This window comes from Ruegeria sp. D3, from assembly GCF_056534465.1.
In genome coordinates, this window is the sequence record NZ_JBQFPK010000016.1 from 81,725 (window position 1) to 101,107 (window position 19,383).

The 19,383-nt window shown below is 58.6% G+C and carries 21 protein-coding genes; 9 read left to right on the forward strand and 12 right to left on the reverse strand.

The genetic code is table 11. From position 1 onward, the window contains the following. Positions 1-138 precede the first annotated feature (138 nt). The 3 genes from ACR0DX_RS19590 to ACR0DX_RS19600 all read left to right on the forward strand — a co-directional run bounded on the left by ACR0DX_RS19590 (position 139) and on the right by ACR0DX_RS19600 (position 3,431). Positions 139-633 (forward strand): hypothetical protein, encoded by a 495-nt coding sequence (locus ACR0DX_RS19590; RefSeq protein ID WP_170417962.1) that lies wholly within the window; start codon positions 139-141, stop codon positions 631-633. 367 nt (positions 634-1,000) lie between these two features. Further along, on the forward strand, positions 1,001-2,290 hold the full coding sequence (locus tag ACR0DX_RS19595; RefSeq protein ID WP_170417959.1) for a helix-turn-helix domain-containing protein: 1,290 nt from the start codon (positions 1,001-1,003) through the stop codon (positions 2,288-2,290). 187 nt (positions 2,291-2,477) lie between these two features. Beyond that, a complete protein-coding gene (locus ACR0DX_RS19600; protein WP_170417956.1) occupies positions 2,478-3,431 on the forward strand; it encodes a LuxR family transcriptional regulator in 954 nt (317 codons plus the stop codon). Positions 3,432-3,694: 263 nt separating this feature from the next. Here the strand turns inward: ACR0DX_RS19600 and ACR0DX_RS19605 are convergent, their stop codons facing one another. Further along, positions 3,695-4,114: a MerR family transcriptional regulator gene (locus ACR0DX_RS19605; protein WP_170417953.1), complete on the reverse strand. Its 420-nt coding sequence runs from the start codon at positions 4,112-4,114 to the stop codon at positions 3,695-3,697. 145 nt (positions 4,115-4,259) lie between these two features. On the opposite strand from ACR0DX_RS19605, the gene ACR0DX_RS19610 reads away from it, so the two are divergent. Both ACR0DX_RS19610 and ACR0DX_RS19615 read left to right on the forward strand, forming a co-directional pair. Next, positions 4,260-4,583 carry a hypothetical protein gene (locus tag ACR0DX_RS19610; RefSeq protein WP_170418031.1) on the forward strand — a complete coding sequence of 108 codons (324 nt, stop codon included), beginning with the start codon at positions 4,260-4,262 and terminating at the stop codon, positions 4,581-4,583. Between the two features lie 4 nt (positions 4,584-4,587). Beyond that, positions 4,588-4,806 (forward strand): GDCCVxC domain-containing (seleno)protein, encoded by a 219-nt coding sequence (locus ACR0DX_RS19615; protein ID WP_237215937.1) that lies wholly within the window; start codon positions 4,588-4,590, stop codon positions 4,804-4,806. A gap of 211 nt (positions 4,807-5,017) precedes the next feature. Here the strand turns inward: ACR0DX_RS19615 and ACR0DX_RS19620 are convergent, their stop codons facing one another. Beyond that, positions 5,018-5,494, reverse strand: coding sequence for a DUF411 domain-containing protein (locus ACR0DX_RS19620; protein ID WP_170417950.1), 477 nt, complete (start codon positions 5,492-5,494; stop codon positions 5,018-5,020). A 284-nt stretch (positions 5,495-5,778) separates the two neighbouring features. Further along, positions 5,779-6,192, reverse strand: coding sequence for a heavy metal-responsive transcriptional regulator (locus ACR0DX_RS19625; protein WP_170417943.1), 414 nt, complete (start codon positions 6,190-6,192; stop codon positions 5,779-5,781). Between the two features lie 89 nt (positions 6,193-6,281). Here ACR0DX_RS19625 and ACR0DX_RS19630 point away from each other — a divergent pair, with 89 nt between their 5' ends. Together ACR0DX_RS19630 and ACR0DX_RS19635 are read left to right on the forward strand one after the other, a co-directional pair. Next, positions 6,282-7,310, forward strand: a complete 1,029-nt coding sequence (locus tag ACR0DX_RS19630) for a lysylphosphatidylglycerol synthase domain-containing protein (protein ID WP_170417940.1) — start codon at positions 6,282-6,284, stop codon at positions 7,308-7,310. Further along, positions 7,297-8,547, forward strand: coding sequence for an MFS transporter (locus ACR0DX_RS19635; RefSeq protein ID WP_170417937.1), 1,251 nt, complete (start codon positions 7,297-7,299; stop codon positions 8,545-8,547). The genes ACR0DX_RS19630 and ACR0DX_RS19635 overlap by 14 nt, the downstream gene beginning before the upstream one ends. A 292-nt stretch (positions 8,548-8,839) precedes the next feature. Here ACR0DX_RS19635 and petA read toward each other — a convergent pair whose 3' ends face one another. The 9 genes from petA to ACR0DX_RS19680 form a co-directional block, all read right to left on the reverse strand. Continuing rightward, positions 8,840-9,388 (reverse strand): ubiquinol-cytochrome c reductase iron-sulfur subunit, encoded by a 549-nt coding sequence (gene petA / locus ACR0DX_RS19640; protein ID WP_050605700.1) that lies wholly within the window; start codon positions 9,386-9,388, stop codon positions 8,840-8,842. A gap of 325 nt (positions 9,389-9,713) precedes the next feature. Then, positions 9,714-9,992 carry a DUF2933 domain-containing protein gene (locus ACR0DX_RS19645; protein ID WP_170417934.1) on the reverse strand — a complete coding sequence of 93 codons (279 nt, stop codon included), beginning with the start codon at positions 9,990-9,992 and terminating at the stop codon, positions 9,714-9,716. Then, positions 9,989-11,323: an APC family permease gene (locus ACR0DX_RS19650; RefSeq protein ID WP_255612171.1), complete on the reverse strand. Its 1,335-nt coding sequence runs from the start codon at positions 11,321-11,323 to the stop codon at positions 9,989-9,991. Before ACR0DX_RS19650 ends, ACR0DX_RS19645 begins: the two co-directional genes overlap by 4 nt. Continuing rightward, entirely contained in the window at positions 11,320-13,605 is a 2,286-nt protein-coding gene (locus ACR0DX_RS19655) for a copper-transporting P-type ATPase (RefSeq protein ID WP_170418025.1), read from the reverse strand. Before ACR0DX_RS19655 ends, ACR0DX_RS19650 begins: the two co-directional genes overlap by 4 nt. A gap of 132 nt (positions 13,606-13,737) precedes the next feature. Beyond that, on the reverse strand, positions 13,738-14,787 hold the full coding sequence (locus ACR0DX_RS19660; RefSeq protein WP_170417931.1) for a YncE family protein: 1,050 nt from the start codon (positions 14,785-14,787) through the stop codon (positions 13,738-13,740). A gap of 132 nt (positions 14,788-14,919) precedes the next feature. Continuing rightward, positions 14,920-15,279: a hypothetical protein gene (locus tag ACR0DX_RS19665; RefSeq protein ID WP_152460765.1), complete on the reverse strand. Its 360-nt coding sequence runs from the start codon at positions 15,277-15,279 to the stop codon at positions 14,920-14,922. A gap of 84 nt (positions 15,280-15,363) precedes the next feature. Beyond that, positions 15,364-15,732, reverse strand: coding sequence for a hypothetical protein (locus ACR0DX_RS19670; RefSeq protein ID WP_157054266.1), 369 nt, complete (start codon positions 15,730-15,732; stop codon positions 15,364-15,366). Beyond that, positions 15,729-16,451 carry a TVP38/TMEM64 family protein gene (locus ACR0DX_RS19675; RefSeq protein WP_331252139.1) on the reverse strand — a complete coding sequence of 241 codons (723 nt, stop codon included), beginning with the start codon at positions 16,449-16,451 and terminating at the stop codon, positions 15,729-15,731. Before ACR0DX_RS19675 ends, ACR0DX_RS19670 begins: the two co-directional genes overlap by 4 nt. A 251-nt stretch (positions 16,452-16,702) precedes the next feature. After that, positions 16,703-17,218, reverse strand: a complete 516-nt coding sequence (locus ACR0DX_RS19680; protein WP_170417928.1) for an EF-hand domain-containing protein — start codon at positions 17,216-17,218, stop codon at positions 16,703-16,705. Between the two features lie 172 nt (positions 17,219-17,390). Between ACR0DX_RS19680 and ACR0DX_RS19685 the strand changes: the two genes are divergently transcribed. Next, positions 17,391-18,116 carry a response regulator gene (locus ACR0DX_RS19685; RefSeq protein ID WP_170417925.1) on the forward strand — a complete coding sequence of 242 codons (726 nt, stop codon included), beginning with the start codon at positions 17,391-17,393 and terminating at the stop codon, positions 18,114-18,116. Beyond that, positions 18,113-19,383: HAMP domain-containing protein (locus ACR0DX_RS19690; RefSeq protein ID WP_480847114.1), on the forward strand; the 1,271-nt coding region annotated here is incomplete at its 3' end. The genes ACR0DX_RS19685 and ACR0DX_RS19690, both read left to right, overlap by 4 nt.

Below are 19,383 nucleotides of genomic sequence, written 5' to 3' on the forward strand. Positions count from 1 at the left end.
CCAATTGACTGTGCCATATTCCTTTGCCTCGCCGGGGGTTGGCCAAGTTCGGCTGATTGCGTCGCAGCCAAGGCGGAGTTCATTCGGCGCATCACACCCTACCCGGTCGAACCGCCGCTTCAACTCTGGCGCTGTCCGATGAATACGTCACACAGCCCCTCGGACTTGGGTCCTATGGAACGGTTGGAAGCCATCAAGCGCACCAGTGCTAGCCCAGTTCCAGAGCTTCCATCGGATGACACCGCTAAGCCAATACTGGTAGACGCAGCGATCTCGATAGGAAGGATCGATGCACATCACGGCCAATACGGTGACGGTTTCCAAGCCACCCCGATCAGCGTCGATCTTTCTTCTTCCGATTTCGACGTTGTGAGATCCATCAGGGTTTGGGATGTGCGCCACTACAGCTATCGCCGTCGTTCAAGGGAGGGAGATTGCGAGCGTTCGCTTGATCTTGTGGTTGGCACCTACGACGATAATACGAATTTTCGCTGGTCCGAGCGCGCTCCTGCCCCAATCCCTTACTGGCTGCCACTGGGCAATCGCTGTGAACCTCCCAGCTACTTCCGCGGCGTTGGCGTCGAGTGGACCGACACATTCGGGTTCAGCGACTACGAACTCATCCGATATTGAGGTGCTGACCTGCGGTACAACGCGTTGCTCCTGGCTATGCCACCAAAAATCGCCAGCTGCATTTTTAAACCAGGCCGATTGGCCCGGAGGAAAAACTTAATCCCAGAAACAAAAACCCCCGCAAGGCGGGGCCTCAGCGGGGATCTTCTTAAGTCACGTTTGATCACCTGATTTATAGGAAACTCCAAAATTACTGACAAGGACAAACGCATCTGTGCGAACGGTTTTTCTGTGTCTTTTTGCTGAGGTTCGAGCCGCCTTGCTTCCCCAATGAGAAGCAGACCATGAGACCGTTGAACCATTCCGAACACCCTGCCCCGCGAAGCCGCGATATCAACACTGACCTTTGCCAAATGAGGCCAAATCCATGAGCTTTCGGCAGATCGCATCCGCCCATCACCACGATAATATTCGCTTTCACAACGGCCTTCCTGAGGGCTGGAACCGTGACAGGTTACGTCAGCTCTGCGTGGGATATGCGCAGATCAGAGGCGCATCAGCCCAGTGTATTCGCACCTTAGAGATCATCATCGATATGATTACGCCATGTGCTTTTCGAGACCCGTCTCAGGAACCCTTTTGCTACGCGCGCCAGGAAACCCTCATTGCCGGGCGAGGCGTGACAGATCGGACAATCCACAATCACGAACGTGAGCTGGAAAGGATTGGTCTGATCGAACGCAGGCTTGGCGCAAATGGCGCGCGCTGTAAGCGCAAGAAGCTTGGACTCTTCCTGACCCCTGCCCTGAACCTCATTCCCGAGATGCGCGACGCGGACGTGCGCAGCAAGGCCGAGAAGAAAGAACAGGACGAGCTGCGCGGGGATCGATCACGGCTTTACCGATATGTGAAACATAGTCTGGCCGTGCTTCTCTTACTCCCCTGCCCTCCTGAAAGTCTGGAAGGCATGAAGGAGGAACTTCGATCCTGGCCGCGCGCCGACAAGTTGAAATACATGACGCTGGAGGCGCTCAAGCTACATGTTCAGGCGGCTTACGACCTTTGGAGCCGGATCGAAGAGCATGTCGCAAAACCCGGTGAAATTTCGGGTGAACCCGAAGCTTGTTTCGGGTGCCATATACAAGACCAAATTGAAGAAACAATTCTGTCCTGTAACGCCGATGGCGAGAGTTCAATGTCCTCGGCAAAAGCCTCGGAACCAGATTGTTCCGGCTCCGGGCCTGACGGCCCTCCGCATTGCTTAGAAAGCAATCATCCGACAGATACGGCATCGCGCAAGGCCCAAAAACTACCGCGGGTGAATAACCGCATCCTATATGAACTGGCCTCACCCGAGCTGCGCATGCATATCGATATCGCGGGTGGCGGAGATCAGAATTCCAGCCCGTCGCTCTACGCGATTGAGACCGGCGTTTGGTCGCGATTGTCGGAGATCGGCGCCAATGCCTCGGCTTGGCGTACGGCGATTGACCGATTGACCGTGATGGGTGCAATCCTGGCCGGGTTGATCACAGACGCGAGGCTGAGCGATCCACGGTTGCCGCCAGTGGTTAATCCGGGCGGATATCTGCGCGGTATGGTGCACGCAGATGAGCGCGGTGAACTGAACCTGATTTCCAGTTTCATGGGGCTTTTGGCGCGTAGAGCCCGAGAGGAGGAAGACGGGCTTCCGCAAGATCACTGCAGCGGGTTTTAGCCGTGCCGGGTTATGAGCCGCCAGCTTCTCCAATTCATGTGTCTCATCGGCAGGTTTTCGCTCCGTTTCCGCCTCCAGAACAGAACTGTATTCAAATGCATGATTGGCTACGGGAATTCCCGAGTGGTTTGTTCAGCTTTAGGTTGCTAAGCGGCCTCGACGGCAACGCGGAACAGAAAGACGATCTATGAAAATCGCGGACATTGGCAATTCTGAACTGGATTTCAGGCAGACCGGGGAGGCGCGCCTTCAGGAAATTTGTTCGAGGTTCGGACTGGAGAATGCGTCCTACGCCCATATCGACAAGCATCACAACGTTGTCCACGGCTGCACCACGTTCCCGGCCGAATGGGTCAGGCACTACGTCGACAACGACATGGTCCTGGTCGATCCCCTCATCCGGTTTGGCGCCGCAATGATCGCACCAATTGATTGGGCTGTGTTTGATGATCAGCGTGAACACGCACCGCTATTCGATGCAGCGAGAAAATTTGGTGTGGGTCAGCACGGACTATCCATTCCGGTTATCAATCCGTTTGGGGAGCGTGGTGTCTTTACGGTTACCTCCAACCTGCGCCGATCCGACTGGGACGCCTTGGTCGGGAGTATGCTCCCTGCCCTTCGCCACGAAGCGCAGGTCCTGCATCTACTCGCGCTCGATGTGATTGATACAGTTTTCAACTTTCCTACGGATGCGTTGTCCGATCAGGAGATGGATGTTCTGAAGATGCTCGCATCAGGATTGATCCCATCCGTAGTTGCTGGCCAGACGGGGCTCTCCTCCAGGATGGTGCATGCTTTGACGTCTTCGATCGTCACAAAACTCAAGTGCCGGACAACGGAACAAGCAGTGGCGAGAGCTGTCAGCACAGGTATTCTTAAATGGACCGATTTCTTTGCCGACCCGGTCGCCGAACTTGCGGATGTTGAAGGACAGACCCTTTGCGGCGGGATCGTGCGTTGGTCTGGAAGATCACACGAGTTGATCACCTTTGAAGATGGTCGAACGGTGCGGAACTTGGATAGCTTTCAGGCGGTTCAGGTCCAGGAAATTGCCAAAGACTTCAATCTGGATGCTGAAAGGATCCTCGAAGAACTTGGACCCAACCGGGATCAATGCGTGTGGATCAGGCATCTCTGAGTTCGGCCCACGTGCACCGCTTGATTTGCAAAATTGTGAGCAGGGGCAAGTTTCACATAATTTCACTTATGCTTCCGCAATCTGTAGCCGCAAAGCTCAAATGTCACCCATGAGCAATTCAGGAATGTCACTCTCGCCTGCGATGAGGACAGGCAGAGAGTTCGGGCATGGGGTGGGTAATGATGAGCGAGCCGGATTTGAGCCGCATTGTAGTCTTTCCGCAAACTGAGTTGGCCAGATTCGATCCTTTCCGGGCGTTGCAATTAGGTGTCGTTTATTTTTTCTTTGGCGATAGGCTCGTTGAGCAACGCCGTTAGCAGGGGGCATGAGGCCGTACCCTCGGTGCAGGTCTGCACAAGTTCTGCCAGTGCTTGCTCCAACCGTTGGAGGGCGGCGATTTTTGACCTGACGTTGTCGAGATGTCTTGTTGCGACGTCTTCGACGTCACGACAAGCTTGCTCGGGCGCTTTGGACAATTCGCGAAGTGCGCATGCACCCTGAATGGTAAAGCCAAGATCGCGGCAGCGTTTGATGAATCTGAGCTCGGAGATTTCCCGTTCCGTGTATGCGCGGCGTCCCGAGGCGGTTCGACCGGCTTTCTCGACTATGCCTTCCCGTTCGTAGTAGCGGATCGTCTCGACCGACAGACCGGTCAATCTCGCCGCTTCGCCAATCGCAATCATGTGATGACCTTTCCCTTGAACCTGTAGCTACTACAGGGTGCATGTTGTCGGTCATGATGTCGAATTTCACATACCGCGCGAAGCAAAAATCGAGGAAGTCGAACCGGCTTCCGCTCGAGTTCGTCAAAGCCGGAGAAAGCTGACCATGAGCAAGTTTGTTGGCGCAAGCTTTCTTGGATCGTTTACCGCACTTGGCGTTGCGACCTGCTGCATCTTGCCGATGGCCTTGATTTTGCTTGGCTTGGGAGGGAGCTGGCTGGCCGTATTCGGCAAGATCGCCGCCGCGAGTTATTACGTGCTCGGCGGTTCGACGGCCCTGCTGTTTCTCTCTGGCATCGTCGCGTATCGCCGTGGTTCGCTCGACCGCTTCAAATGGTGGCTGACAGGCAGTTTTGCGTTGACGGCCATCGCTTGGGTTATCGTGCTCAACGAAATCCGAATAAATGATTTCCTGATAACCTTGATGTGACGCCATGAGTGAAAAGCACCCGAACCTTGTCAGCACGATCATCTGCCCGGAATGTGGACATTCAAGGCCTGAAACGATGCCAACAGACGCGTGCCAGTGGTTCTACGAATGCACATCTTGCGGAAAAGTCCTGAAGCCACTTCCCGGCGATTGCTGCGTCTACTGTTCCTACGGATCGGCCCCATGCCCGCCAATTCAGGCGGGCGACAAATGCTGCGGTTGATACGGCGACCGGGATGTCGGTTTTGTCCGCAAAGCCGGTCATCAGGCTTTGCGGACGCAGGTATTTTTTCACCGTAGGCTGGAACTTGCCCGGTAGGACAAGGCAGGCGTGAAGTCACGGATCAACTGGTTTGCCGTGAAGAATGTCACGTAAACCAGGCAGCAGAAGCGAGCGCCGTGTTTGTCAGGATCTTGCCAGCGCCATCGGGAAATTATGCGGCCGGGTAGCTGGCGAACACCTCTGTGGTTCCATCCTTGCGGATCAGAAAGACGTCGAAGGCTTCGCGTTCACTTTCCGGCCCCATGCCCGGTGAGCCGAAAGGCATTCCCGGAACCGACAGTCCGACAGCATTCGGGCGTTCGCCCAGCAGGCGCCGAATGTCAGCGGATGGGACGTGTCCTTCGATCATGTAGCCCTCCACGCGACCCGTGTGGCATGACATCATGCCCTCCGGAATCCCATTGGCGGTTTTGTAAGCGTTCAAGGCCTCCCAAGCACTGTTTTCCACGCCTACTTCAAAACCTTCCGCCCGCATGATTTTGATCCACGATCCGCAGCACCCACAATTCGGATCCTTCAGGACATGGATTGAGGGACCGGTTTTCGCGAAGGCGGGAAGCGCCGCGCTGCACGCAATTGCCGCGGCTCCTTGCATCAAGCGGCGGCGGCTCAGGTTATTCATTGTCATGTTCCCTCTTGGGTAAACTTGTCTTAAACCGATATAAAATCGCACCGGTAGGATAAAAGCTGGACCGCATTTACAGGGCCGACTTGTCCGTCACCCTCCGACACTCATCAGATATGGCTTTCTGGGCGACGCAGGGATTTCTCACAATGATCTGGCGCAAACTCTGCTCGGAAGCGGAACCCTCGCTCTCCTTTTTTCGCTGCACCTGCCGTTCTGGGTCCTGCTTGGCAATAACCCGGTTCGCAAGCAACGCCGCTACCCTCCGTTCAAGGCCGGAATTGCGCCTATTTCTCACTGCTGCGTTCTATGGCGCCCACGATCGAACAGTTCTGAATTCCACCACGCCCCGGACACGCCGCGATCAGCTCGTCCAGATTGTTCCTCAACCGTGCAAGCCCTTCGATCCGTTCCTGAATTTCGTCCCGCTTTTTGCGCGCTCTGGCCTGCATCGCGACGCACTCGGTATTTGGTGCCGTGCGCAACTCCAAAATTTCCGCGATTTCTGCCAGCGAAAATCCGAGCTTCTTAGCGCCGGATATGAATTTTAGCCGCCAAAGCGTGTCACCACCATAGTCCCGCGCGCCGCCGTCAATTGGGCGCGGCGGCTGAGTGACAAGGCCCTTCTTTTCATAAAATCTGATCGTCTCGACGCCTATCCCGGTCTCGCGCGCGGCCTGGCCGATCTTGAGTGGTTGCATCGCAGTCTCCCTCCGTCACCGTCATCTTGACACCGTATCATGATACGGAGGTTAAAACATTGAGGTCTTGGTAGTTGCGAGGATGTCAAATGCGGACCTTCCTGAAACGGTGGCTGCTGCCGATATTCGGCTCCGCCCTGGCGCTCTATCTGGTGTTTGCGCTCTACGGCAGCCTCGATTTTGCGCTGTTTCTGCAGGGCCTGCGCGGAGCCAACATGTTCTGGATCGCGATTCTTGCCGCCACCATCCTGCTGGAGCAGCTGATGAGCGGCTGGAAGTGGCGGCAGATCCTGTTCGACGTGAAACCCGTCGGCACCCTGCGGCTGACGGGGGCGCTACTGGCAGGTTATGGCGCAAATGTCCTTGTCCCGCTCGGCATCAGCCCGCTGGTCCGGGCCTGGCTGGTTGCCCGGCTCGACCGCTTGAAGATGGCGACCGTGCTTGCAACCGCGATCATCGCCCGGTTCCTCGACGGCGTCGTTTTCGCCCTTTTTGCCGGAGCGGTGGCCGCCGCCGGCCAGATTCCACAGATCGAGGGTGACCTGCGGCTGGGATTGAGCGTTGCGGGCCTGTTGAACCTGATGCTTTTCGGCAGCCTGCTTTGGGTTCTGTTCCGGTTCCGCGCGTCACTTCTGAGCGAGGACCCTCTGGTCTGCCGACTCTTCGACTGGGCTGCCGCCCGCATCGGGGCCGATGGCGCGTATCTGCGCACCGCGCTCGGTGAAGGGATCGTCTGGCCACAGGCACGGGCCCGCCGCGTCGCCGCCATTGCCGCAGCCATTGCGGGTAAGCTGGTGGCGACAACCCATTTCCTGTGGGCCGGGCTGGCGGTTGGCGTGGTGCTGAGCGCGTGGGATTACCTGTTCCTGATGGTGTTTGCCGGGTTCGCCATGGTTCTGGGTCGTTTCGTGCGCATCCCGGCGAGCTTTGTCTTTGGAGCGGGGTTCGCGCTCAAGGTGCTTGGCGTTCCGGACGAAACCGCCCTTCTGATGATCCTGTTCAACTATGTGCTGACGATCCTTCTGGTGGTCGGGATCGGCCTGACGGTGTTGTGGCAGAGCGGCATCGACATCCGCCGCGCCCGGGCGGAGGCAGAGGCGGCGAATGGCAAGGCGTAATCCCGAAGACACGAGATTTTGGCGCATCGCCGGTGCTGGTGCGGTGTTTCAGGGCGGGTCGGCGGCGGTGGACAGCGCGACGGTGGTGGCCAGTCTGGTGCATATGCTGACCGGTAGCGCGCTGGCCGTGGGCTATGCCAGCACGGTCCTGCGTCTTGGCTGGCTGCTGCCCCAGTTCGCGGTGGGCTACCTCGCCGAGCGCACCGATCGGCGGATGCCGTTCTACGCCCTTGGTGCCTATGGGCGGGCGATCACGGTCGCGATGATCGGTATTCTTCTGTGGTGGGGGGCCGACTGGCCTCAGGTCGATTGGCCTCCGGTTCCGCTGGCGCTCGGGATGCTGGGATTGTGGACGGTCTATGCCTTTGTCAGCGGCGTGGTCGCGGTGCCCTACAACGACATCGTCGGCCGGGCGATCCCGTCCGAGCGCCGCAGCCGGATGTTGGCCTGGCGCTTTTTCGGCGGCGGTGTTCTGGCGGTTCTGGTGGCGGGCTTTCTGCGACACGCGCTCGACGTGATGCCGCCGCTCAGGGCCTATGCGCTGATCTTCTGGCTCGGCGCGGTGCTGATGATCGTCTCTGCGACGCTTTTTGTCTCCGCGGGTGAGCCCGCTACCGCTGCAAGGGCGCCACGGGACCGTCCTGCCAATCTGTCTGGATTTCTGCGCGAAGGTTTCTCGACGCTGCGGCAGGACCACCGGTTCCGGCTGTTCCTGATCTTCCAATGGCTTGGTGCAGCGACGCTGATGGCGTTGCCGTTCTATGTCGTTGCCGCCAGCCGCAGCGGCCTCGGGGCGGCGGATGTCGGAACGCTGTTGGCGGCGCAGACTGTCGGCGCGCTGGCCTCGAATCCGCTCTGGGGCCACATCGGAGACCAGGCGGGCAAATTGCGCCTGCTGGGGATAGTGGCACTGGTGCGTCTCGGACCTCCGGTGCTGGTTTTGCTGCTTGTGGTCACGGGTTCGGGGCTGACCGGTTTCGCGGTGCTGTTCTTCCTGATCGGCGCGATGATGAACGGGGTGACCATCGGCTATCTCGGCTATTTGCTGGAGATCTCGCCCGACGACCGCCGCCCGGCCTATTCCGCGTGGTTCAACAGCTTTGCGGCCCCGGCGGCGCTGGCGCCGCTTGTGGGCGGTGTGGTGGTCAGCATGATCGCCATCGAAGCCGTGTTCATCGCTGCGATCCTGGCCGCGCTGGGACAGGTCGCGATCGCCGCGCGGCTGACACGGGGTTGAAATAGCACCTTGTTCAGGACCAAAGCGTTTCCTCTCAACCCGCAATTCAGATGCGATCCTGTCAAAAGGCAAGATGGCATGTCTAAACATGGGCGAAGCAGAAAACGTTGAGCGCAGCGATTAGAATTGTTCCGTTCAGAACATGACGGCGAGGTCTCTTCTCGAAAACTCCAGAAAGCGGGGTACATGTCGAATTCCGCCACATAGCATCGCGGCGCTGATCGAGGGATATTCGAGGACTGACAAACGAACTTGGTGAGGCACGCGCCTCTGAACAAAGTTCACCGCGCCGTCACCCAATTTTGACCCGTGTGTCGGTGACGAACTCGTAAGGGGGCAGATCGAGGTTGCGGGGCGCGGGGCCTTTCCGAATTCTGCCAGACGTGTCGTAATGTGAACCGTGACACGGACAGAACCAACCGTCCCAGTCTCCGGTGGGTTCGCTGCCGCCCTGCCCGAGTGGTATGCATCCCAGATGGGTGCAAACGCCAATAACTACCAGCCATTCCGGTCGCTGTACGCGCTCGGCGTCAGGTTGCGGGTCGATCATTGGTGCATCGTCTTCTGCTATCGCCAGCGCGATCCGCTCTTTAGTCCGGTGGTCGATAAAGATCGGCTTGCCTTTCCATTTAACAGTGATCCTCGTTCCTGGTCCGACACCTTCAAGATCTATGTCGACAACGGCTTGGGCGGAGATGTCTGCACTGGGGTTCATGCTGTTAACAAGTGGCCAGACCGCCGCGCCCGTGGCCACGATGGCGGCACCGCCGGTGACGAAGTATAAGAAATCGCGCCGAGTTTCAGGCTCTGAAGGTGCCTGTCTTTCAGAAAATTCAGACATATTGTTCCTCCTGTGCGTCAGGACGGGTTCATCGAATTATAGGACTCGGACGAGGTGGATCAGTCGCCTTGGTCCTCTTCTTCACCGCGATGCCCCATTCCCTATTCATCAGAGTGATCTTCGTCGGTGTCACCGTGCAATGCCTTTACAGTTAGTGCACCGGCCGTCAGGTGCAGTTCAGTTGCTGCTCTCCGAATTGGATTTGCTAACATGGCAATTTCCCTTCCTTATTGGGTTACAAATTTGTTCTGATCAGTTGGCCGTTGCTGCTCCTTGTTGCGCAGTGTTCTTGCCGCAAAGCCGCCAGCCATACAGGGCGCCGTTCTCAGTGTTTGCCGTGGCCGCGATGCATTAAGAAATGCATGCCCACGCAGACCAGCAAGAACAGCAACGGAGAACTGAGCAAAGGATAGAGTGTCTCGCGGTATTCCCAGCCCAGAACAGCGGCGCCCAACGCGATCGCAATGACAACCGGGAGCCAATTACGCTTGGCACCGTTGGCCGTCTGATCTTCGGTTTTGGGCGCTTCGGCCGTTACGTCAGAGCTGACCCTTTCGGTCGTCTCCTGTGTGGCGCGGGTTTCGTCGAAATTTGATTGGGTCATAGCTGATTTGTCTCCTTTTCGATGATCCATTGTTTGAGAAAGATGCGCTCATAGACGAAGACCAAGCCGATGCCAGCAACGGCATATACTACGATCATCGGGTCGGAGCGCAGCTTGAGTATTGTGAACGCGGTCAGGACTACGCAGTCCAGCGCCAGGGCGGTCAGCAAGACCCATCCACGGGCTTTGATCTGACCGCGCAAGCGTCGCCAGACACCCCAATGCACCGCCATGTCCATCACCAGGTAAAAGAACGCCCCCAACGAGGCGATGCGAGACAGGTCGAACAACACCGCAAGCAGGCCCGCAATCACGACCGTGTAGATCAGCGTGTGAGACTGGATGCTGCCCGTCATGCCGAAATGGCTGTGCGGGATCATCTTCATGTCGGTCAGCATCGCCAGCATCCGGGACACAGCGAAAACGCTGGCGATCAGCCCCGAGGCCGTCGCCACCATCGCCAGCGCCACGGTCAGGTAGAACCCGCCCTGCCCCAGCACCGGCCTGGCAGCCTCGGCCAGGGCATAGTCCTGCGCCGCGCGGATTTGCTCGGGCGGCAGGCTGACACCGACGGCAAGGGCGACCAGCAGGTAGACCACCGCGCAGATCGCGATCGAGATCATGATGGTGCGCCCGACATTGCGGTGCGGGTCGACGATCTCGGCCCCGCTGTTGGTGATGGTGGTAAAGCCCTTGAAGGCGAGGATCGACAGGGCTACCGAGGCGACGAACCCCAGCGGCGCGGCCGGTTCCGAGCCCTGAACCTGCCAGGTTCCGCCCGCAGCCCAAAGTGCGGCGATGCCGAATATTGCGATCCCGCCTATCTTGAGCGCCGACATGATGATCGACCACAACCCCACCGACCGGTTGCCCGACCGGTTCACCGCATAGGCAAAGACGATCAGCGCAACAGCGACCAAAGACACCAGCGGTCCGCTCTCGATGTTGAACGGGCGGAGCGCATAGGTCGCGAAAGTACGCGCGACGAGGCTTTCGTTGATCACCATCGACAGTGCCATCAGCAGCGAGGCCGCCGCCGCAACCGCCCCGGGCCCATATGCCTTGGTCAGGATCATGGCGATGCCGCCTGATGAGGGCCAGGCGTTGGACATGGCGATATAGGTATAGGCGCTGAAAACCGTCACCACGGCCCCGACCACGAAGGACAGCGGAAACCATGGCCCCGCCAGCCCGGCGATCTGTCCGGTAAGTGCAAAGATCCCAGCGCCAATCATCACGCCGGTCCCCATGGCGACGGCTCCGGTCAGCGAGATTGATCCGGGCTTCAGCGCGCCACTGGCGCCGTGGGTACTATGCTCGTGCGTGCTCAAATCTTCGCCCCCCGCAATCGCAGCGCATTCAACACCACTGAAATCGATGAAGCACTCATAGCGAAGGCCGCAAACATCGGGCTGATCAGGATGCCGAAAAGCGGGAACAGAAGACCCGCCGCCACCGGAACGCCCGAGGCGTTGTAGATCAGGGCAAAGAATAGGTTTTGCCGGATATTGCGCATGGTAGCGCGGGCCAGCCTACGGGCGCGCACGATGCCATCAAGGCTTCCGTTGACCAGCGTGAAGCCTGCACTTTCGATCGCCACGTCGGCACCGGTCCCCATGGCGATGCCCACATCGGACTGCGCTAACGCGGGTGCGTCGTTCACTCCGTCACCCGCCATGGCGACCTTTGCGCCTTTCTCCTGCAGTTCGCGAATTATGCGGGCCTTGTCCTCGGGCAGTACGTCGGCTCGAATCTCATCGATACCCAGACGTTCGGCCACCGCCTTTGCAGTGCGTTCGTTGTCGCCAGTCGCCATGATGATCCGGAAACCCAGTTCGTGCAGCGCCTTGAGTGCGGCTGGTGTTGTTTCCTTGACCGGGTCGGCGACGCAGACCAACCCCGCCACTGAACCATCAAGCATCACGAACATCACCGTTTCGCCGTCATCCCGACGCGCATTGGCCTTGGCCGTCAGTTCGGCCGCCTCGAGTCCGAGATCGGTGACCAGTTTCAGATTGCCGAGCGCGACGGGGCGGCCATCCACCGTGCCTTTCACGCCTTTACCAGTCACCGCCTCGAAGTCACTGGCGTCGGACAGGGCTACGCCACGTTCCTCGGCTCCTGTGACGATTGCCTCAGCTAACGGGTGCTCCGAGCCCTTCTCCAGCGTTGCGGCCAGCCGCAGCACCTCGACCTCGTCATGGCCAGGTTCGGGTAATACAGCCACAAGCTTTGGCTTGCCCATGGTCAGCGTGCCAGTTTTGTCGACGATCAAAGTATCGATCTTCTCGAACCGCTCCAGCGCTTCGGCATTTTTGATCAGCACTCCGGCCTGCGCCCCGCGCCCCGTGGCCGTCATGATCGACATCGGAGTGGCCAGGCCAAGCGCGCACGGGCAAGCTATGATCAGTACCGACACCGCTGCGATCAAGGCGTAGGAGAGCGCCGGAGCCGGTCCCCAAATTGCCCATGCAATAAAGGCCAGCGCAGCTATACTTATGACCGCCGGTACAAACCAGCCCGCCACTTTGTCAGCGTATTTCTGAATTGGTGCGCGCGAGCGTTGCGCGTTGGCCACCATTTCGACAATCTGGGACAGCATTGTGTCAGAGCCCACTCGGGTTGCTTCGATCACAAGGCTACCGGTGCCGTTGATTGTGGCCCCTGTGACCGGCTCGCCTTGTACCTTTTCGACCGGAACCGGTTCGCCAGAGATCATGCTTTCGTCAACAGATGAGCGCCCTTCGAGTACAATGCCGTCTACTGGCACCTTGTCGCCGGGGCGTACGCGAAGGCGGTCACCTACCTGTACTTCTTCAAGCGGAATTTCCTCTTCACTGCTGTCAGGGCGGATAATGCGGGCGGTCTTTGCGGCCATGTCCAGCAAAGCGCGGATTGCCTTTCCTGTGCCTTCGCGTGCCCGCAGTTCCATCACCTGCCCGAGCAGAACAAGTGTAACGATAACTGCGGCCGCTTCGAAATAGACCCCAACATGGCCTTCTGAATCTCGAAAACCGTCCGGAAATATGTGGGGCATCAATACGGCGACAACGCTGAACAGCCACGCGGCCGAAACCCCCATGGCAATCAACGAGAACATGTTCAGGTTCATGGTGCGAAACGAATTCCACCCTCGTTCCAGAAATGGCCAACCGCACCAAAGAACAACCGGAGTGCCAAGTATCAGTTCAATCCATAGGGTTGTTCGCTCACCAAAAATCTCTCGCACACCAGACAGCCCAACGTAGGGGCCCATCGTGAAAACCAAAAGTGGAAGCGTCAGAATCGCACCTACCCATAGGCGCCGGGTGAAATCCACCAGTTCCGGGTTCGGCCCCTCGTCCACCATCGCCGCGCTTTCCAGCTCCAACCCCATGCCGCAGAGTGGACAGGACCCGGGATGGGTTTGCCGCACCTGCGGATGCATCGGGCAGGTATATACGGGTCCGTCATAGCCTGTCGGAACGATGTCATATTCACCGTTCTCGTCCGTCGCGCCATGATGCGCGGAATGGTGGTGATGCGCATGCGCATCCACCTCGCCCTCGGGCACAAGGTGCATCCCGCATTTGGGACAGTCGCCGGGCCCAGATTGACGCACGTCAGAATGCATGGGGCAGACGTAAGCGACCTCGGTCGGGCCGTTCGCGTGGATTCTGATGTCGTGGTCTTCTGTCATGTTCTGCTCCCTGGTTTAAGCTTTGGTCGTAGAGCCGTTTAATTACGCAATGCCGGGCACAGTCCTTCAGGGCAGAACAACCATCTGGTGGCCCTCACCCAGTATCGGCATTTCGGTAATAGCCGTCAGGCTGACTTGATCGACGATCCAGACCTTCGGTTCGGTTCGGCTTGATACCATCACTTTGCCTGAGTTCGGTATGGTCGTCAGGTGATAAGGTGCCGGTGACAGGTTGGTCGAGCGCTGTTTGCCCGTAGCAAGATCAATCGACAACAACCGGTCGGTGCCTTTGGCGGCCACGAACAGTACGCCCTCGCGGTCGGACAGGCCGATCCCGTGCAACTCGCCTCCAATGTCATAGGTTTCGGTGACAGAACCGCTGGCAAGATCTACGCGGAAGGCCTTGCCACCATCACTGTCGGCTACGAAGGCGGCGCTGCCGGTGGCGTTAAGTACAAGATGCTCAGGGCCTTCGCCGACGGGCATGTTGCGTACGACGAAGCCTTTGACGACATCCACTTCGCTAAGTGTACCATTGCCGGTATTGGTGACATAGACCCTGTCGCCGTCAGGCGCGAATACCGCATAGTTGGGCATTGGCCCGGTTGCTACGAAACCAAGGAAGCTGAGCTTATCGAGATCGACGATCGAAATACCGTCACCGCCCGGATGGGTCGCCACCGCGAACCGCCCGTCGGGCGACACCGCAGTGTGATGCACCGCACCTGGAACCTCGATCTGGCGGACGACCTCGCGTGTTTCCGCATCAAGGATCGTCAGCAGGCTCCGCCCCTTGTCTTTGGGCAACGCAGTGACATCGCGCTTGGCGTGGTGCGCAGCGTGTTCATCCTTGGACATACCTTCGGGTTTTGGTGGCGTTGTGGCCTCGGTTTCTGCGTAGCTGCCCGCGACCAGGTACTTAAAGCCGGGCGCGCCGGCCAGCCCATGGACCGCCACGAGCCTCGGCAGCCGCTCGACGGTCTTGCCGGTTTCGGAGTCGATCACCAGAACCGAGTCCGCGCTGCCTTCGGGAATGAACACGGTTGCCGCCAGCGTGAGCGAAGGCGCAGTCAAAGCTGCGACGGACAGGCCTGCGGCCAGATTGAACAGGGTCATTTAGGTTTCCTTTCGTCAACTGAAACGCGCGCATTGGCGGGCACGTGCAGAAAAATCCGGTAGATGACGGCCATCAGGAAGGGCGTCAAAAGCAGGGTCAGAGCGATGGCCTTCATGGCTTTGTCCTTTCAATCAGTTGAGTTTTGTGCGAGCCGCAAAGACATTGAACAGTCCGCCGAACAGCAACGCGGCGTACCAGCCGTAGAGAAACGCCCATAACAGTCCCAACAGGAATGAGGGCAGGCTGAGCCAAGTCATTCCGGGCATCAGGCCGATCCAAGCCCGGTACATGGCAAAACTTGGAAAGATCAGGTCAAAGGCCACGCACAGCAGGTAGGTTGCGGCCAGAAACAGGCTGAGCGCCCAGCCAAGGGTTGTCACCGGAACACCGGGATGATGTTCTTGTGTCCCCATCACACAGGGGCCACAGGTCAGGCGCAACAGTGCGAATAGCACCACGCCCGTGACGAAAAAGTACAGAATGGTAAGCATGGTAAGTGTCCTGAACTGAGTTGGGCCGCAATCAACGGCTTGGGCAAGACCCCGGAGCGATTCCGGAGCCATTGCCGGTCACGTTCAGGACAGGTTTGGCGGATGTGGTAGTGGTGCGACCGGCAGGCTTGCGCGTGGCCGGAACCGTTCTGGCGCCACGGGCGTAGCAATACGCATCGAGAGCAATTCAGGTGCCGCCATAACTGCCATCGCATAGCAGCCCGGGTGCACTGAGCAGTCTAATTCTTCTGATGGATGAGACGCGGGATACCCACCGCTGTCATCGATCACAAGCTCGGCCTGGGTGGCGGCCTTCGCGATGTCATGCCCGGCATGGGACGGCACAACAGAGATCAGCATCGAAACCACCAACGCACAGATCAACAGGACCTGCAGCCGGCCCATGGCTCGGGCCGTCCGTGTCGCAGTTGATATCCATTGTGCGCGGATCACTTAGGGTTTCCTCCATTCTCCAACAGTTTAGGGCCGCTTGGACCGGTCGCATTGATCTGGCTCAATTCGTGGTCTGAAGAGCCAACAGGCATCTTGCGTTTCCAAGCCAACCAGATAAGTGGCGCCCCCGTCAACAGCCCAAGCCCGATAACCGCAAGGCTGGTGCCGCCTGTCGCGGTTTCGGTAATCTGGCTGCCCAGATGGGCCAGAACGAAACTGGCCGGCAGGAGTCCAGCCAAGGTGGCCAGTGCGAACCGCCAAAATTGAAGTCGGGTCAGACCGGCGGCATAGCTGACCATGTCGAAAGAAACGAAAGGCATCAGGCGGCTGGTGAACACGGTCAACATCAGGGCATTCTGCGATCCAAGCAACCCCAAGTCCAGCTTGTCGCCGAACCACTGGCGCAGCGCGTCGCGCCCCAACCAACGGGCTATCAGGAACGCCAGCAGCGCCCCCAACTCCGCTCCGATAGCAACCAATGCGGTTCCCAGCCCATGCCCATATGCCACCCCGGCAGCGACAGCGATCGGAGCGCTGGGGATTGGGCTGGCAACCACTGCGGCTGTCATGAAGCCGATGATGACAACGGGTCCGAACGGGCCGGCCCAATCCACCCACGCAGTAATGACTTCGCGCGATAGTCCTGCGTCCAACGCGCCAGACAGCCACAACCAGATGGTGGCGATCAGCAACGCGATCAAAACCGCGATGAAAACCAAACGGCTATTGCTGTGCAGGCCCTCCAGCTTTCGTTCCTCCTATGACATAGCCCTCCACCCCTAAACGGGAGTGACGGATTCCGAGGTCACTTAGCGATGTATTTGATCAGCGCTACGATCGCCAGAACGATCAACACTGCGATCAGCAACATCCAGATCATTCCAAACCCCATTCCAGCGCCATAGCCCATCATCGCTTTGTTCCTCAGTGGTTTGTGCCGAGTGCGATGACCCGGCTACACGGTTGCGTTTCAGTTGTTGGTTTCAGAAGCCTTTGTCACAGGTTTCGAGGCCTTCATGCCGTGTTTCGGCGACATCGTCTTTGCGCCTTTCTCGATTTCCCCTGTGGTCACAACGCCATCGCCATTGGCATCAAGATGCTGAAATCGGTCCACCATGGTTTCGCGGATCATCCCGGAATGCAGCGCTTCGAACTCATCAATCGACAGGTTGCCATCTCCATTGACGTCATGCGCCTGCATCCGGGCCTTCAGACCTTCGGCGATCTCAGATTCGCTCGGGCGACCGTCCTCGTCCATGTCCAGAACCGCCAGCCAGTTGCCGCCCATCATCTGGCCATGCATTTTCACCATCATTTGCATCATGCCTGCGTGATCGCCCATCATGCCGCCGGGCGCACCCTGCATCATGCCGCCCTCATGGCCCTGCATCTGCGCGCTGCTGCCATGCTGACCGGCGGCAAGCGCGGGCAGCGCCATCAAAGTCGCGGCAATGGCTCCAGCGGCCAGCGTGAAGGTACGTTTCATGACTTTCACCTCTCGGGTTTTTGTTTCTACACAAAGCATATGGCCGCCCTCGGTCGCGCCACCACCCCCCTGCTCAACCCGGTTTGTATCGTTGTGTCGCAGCCCGCCCAACTGATACAAAGGGATACAAAAAAGCCGGGATTTGTACCGCGCCGGGGCTTATGATTGCGCCATGACTGAAGCACCACATATCTTGATTGTCGACGACCACCGCGAAATCCGTGATGCTGTCAGCCGCTATCTGGAAAAGAATGGGTTGCGCGCCAGTACCGCGCGCGACGCAACCGAGATGGACGCACGACTGGCGGCCGGTCGGATTGATCTTATCGTACTCGACATCATGATGCCGGGCGAAAACGGATTGTCGGTCTGTCGCCGCCTGTCCGCGGCCGGTGGCCCGCCGATCCTGATGCTGACAGCCCTCAGCGATGACACCGACCGTATCGTGGGTTTAGAGATCGGCGCCGATGACTACCTGCCCAAACCATTCAACCCACGTGAATTGCTGGCCCGGATCAAGGCGATCCTGCGGCGTTCCGAAACCACCGTCCCCCCGGCTGGCGATCTGAGCGGCAAACGGATCGCCTTTGGAAGCTGGGTTCTGGATGCCGACAGTCGCACCTTGATATCCGCCGAAGGGGCCGAAGAAAGTCTGACCACCGCCGATGTCCGGCTGCTGGCCGTATTCCTGCAGCGGCCCCGCAAACTCCTGTCGCGAGACGAACTGCTGGATTTGACCGCCGGCCGCAGCCCGCACTTGTTCGACCGTACGATCGACAACCAGGTCAGCCGCTTGCGTCGCAAGATCGAAGCTGACCCAACGCGGCCGAAGCTCATCACCACGATAAGAGGTGGCGGTTATTGCCTGTCGACCGACGTGAGCGAGCTTACGGGATGAAAGCCTTTGCCCAAAGTCTGCGCGGTCAGCTTATCCTTTTGATCATCGCCGCGCTGGCTGCCGCGCAACTGGTCAGCCTGTGGCTGTTCGTCGACGAACGCTCAATGGCAGTGCACATGGCCCTTGGCCTGGAAACCGCCGGACGCGCCGCAAACATCGCGCGGCTGATTGAAGAAGCTCCACCCGAGATGCACGACGCGATCCTGCGGGCGGCAAGTTCTCCACTGGTGCGTTTCAGCCTTACAGATACGCCCGCAGTCGATCACACCGGACATAGCGCTGGTGGGACGGTCGAAAACACAATCCGCAGAATTCTGCCAGGCTATGAAAACCGTCCCATCCGGGTAGAGTTGCATGAGTTCTCTCCCGATATGCTGCCGGTTGAAGGTGTTCCGTCTACAATGGCTGAAATGCACATGGCAATGATGCGTGATCACGTTTCCGCAATTGAAATGCAGCTGTCGATCGCTCTGACGACCGATCAATGGCTCAACGTGGATACCCGGTTCCATAACCCTCCTCTGCAATGGCCTTTGCAGTCCTTCGTCAGCTTCGGTTTCACTGCAACTTTAATTCTTGGAGCAGCCATTTGGTTTCTACTGACACGGCTGACCGGCCCGTTGCGCCGCCTGTCACTGGCTGCAGACCAGTTTGGTCGCGGTGAAGACGTCCAGGAACTGACGGTTTCTGGTCCGACCGAGGTGCGAGATTTGACGCAGGCGTTCAACCATATGCGTGATAGGCTGACTCGCTATGTTGCCGATCGGACCAGACTATTGGGGGCGCTGGGTCACGATTTGCGGTCGCCACTGACGGGATTGCGGGTTCGCGCCGAACTGGTGGAGGAAGAGGAGACCCGTGACCATCTGATCGAGACCATCGAGGAAATGCAGGAGATGGTGGACTCCACCCTGTCATTTGCCAAGGGCGTGGCCACGCGCGAACCTTCCAGTACCGTCCCAATTGGTGAATTCGTAACCAAAACGACCGAAGACATTGTGCAAGCCGGTGACACGGTTGAAGTATCGGTCGCAGACAATCCGGCCGTCACGCTTCGGCCGATGCTGATGAAGCGAGCTCTGCGCAATATCATTGAAAACGCCTGCCGGTATGGTGCCCGGGCCAACGTCTCAGTCATGCAAGAGGGGAATGAGGCAAAAATATTGATCCAGGATCAGGGGCCCGGCATCCCCGAGCATATGCTCGATGCGGTATTCGACCCATTCGTGCGGCTTGAAACATCCCGCTCGCGAGAGACTGGCGGAAC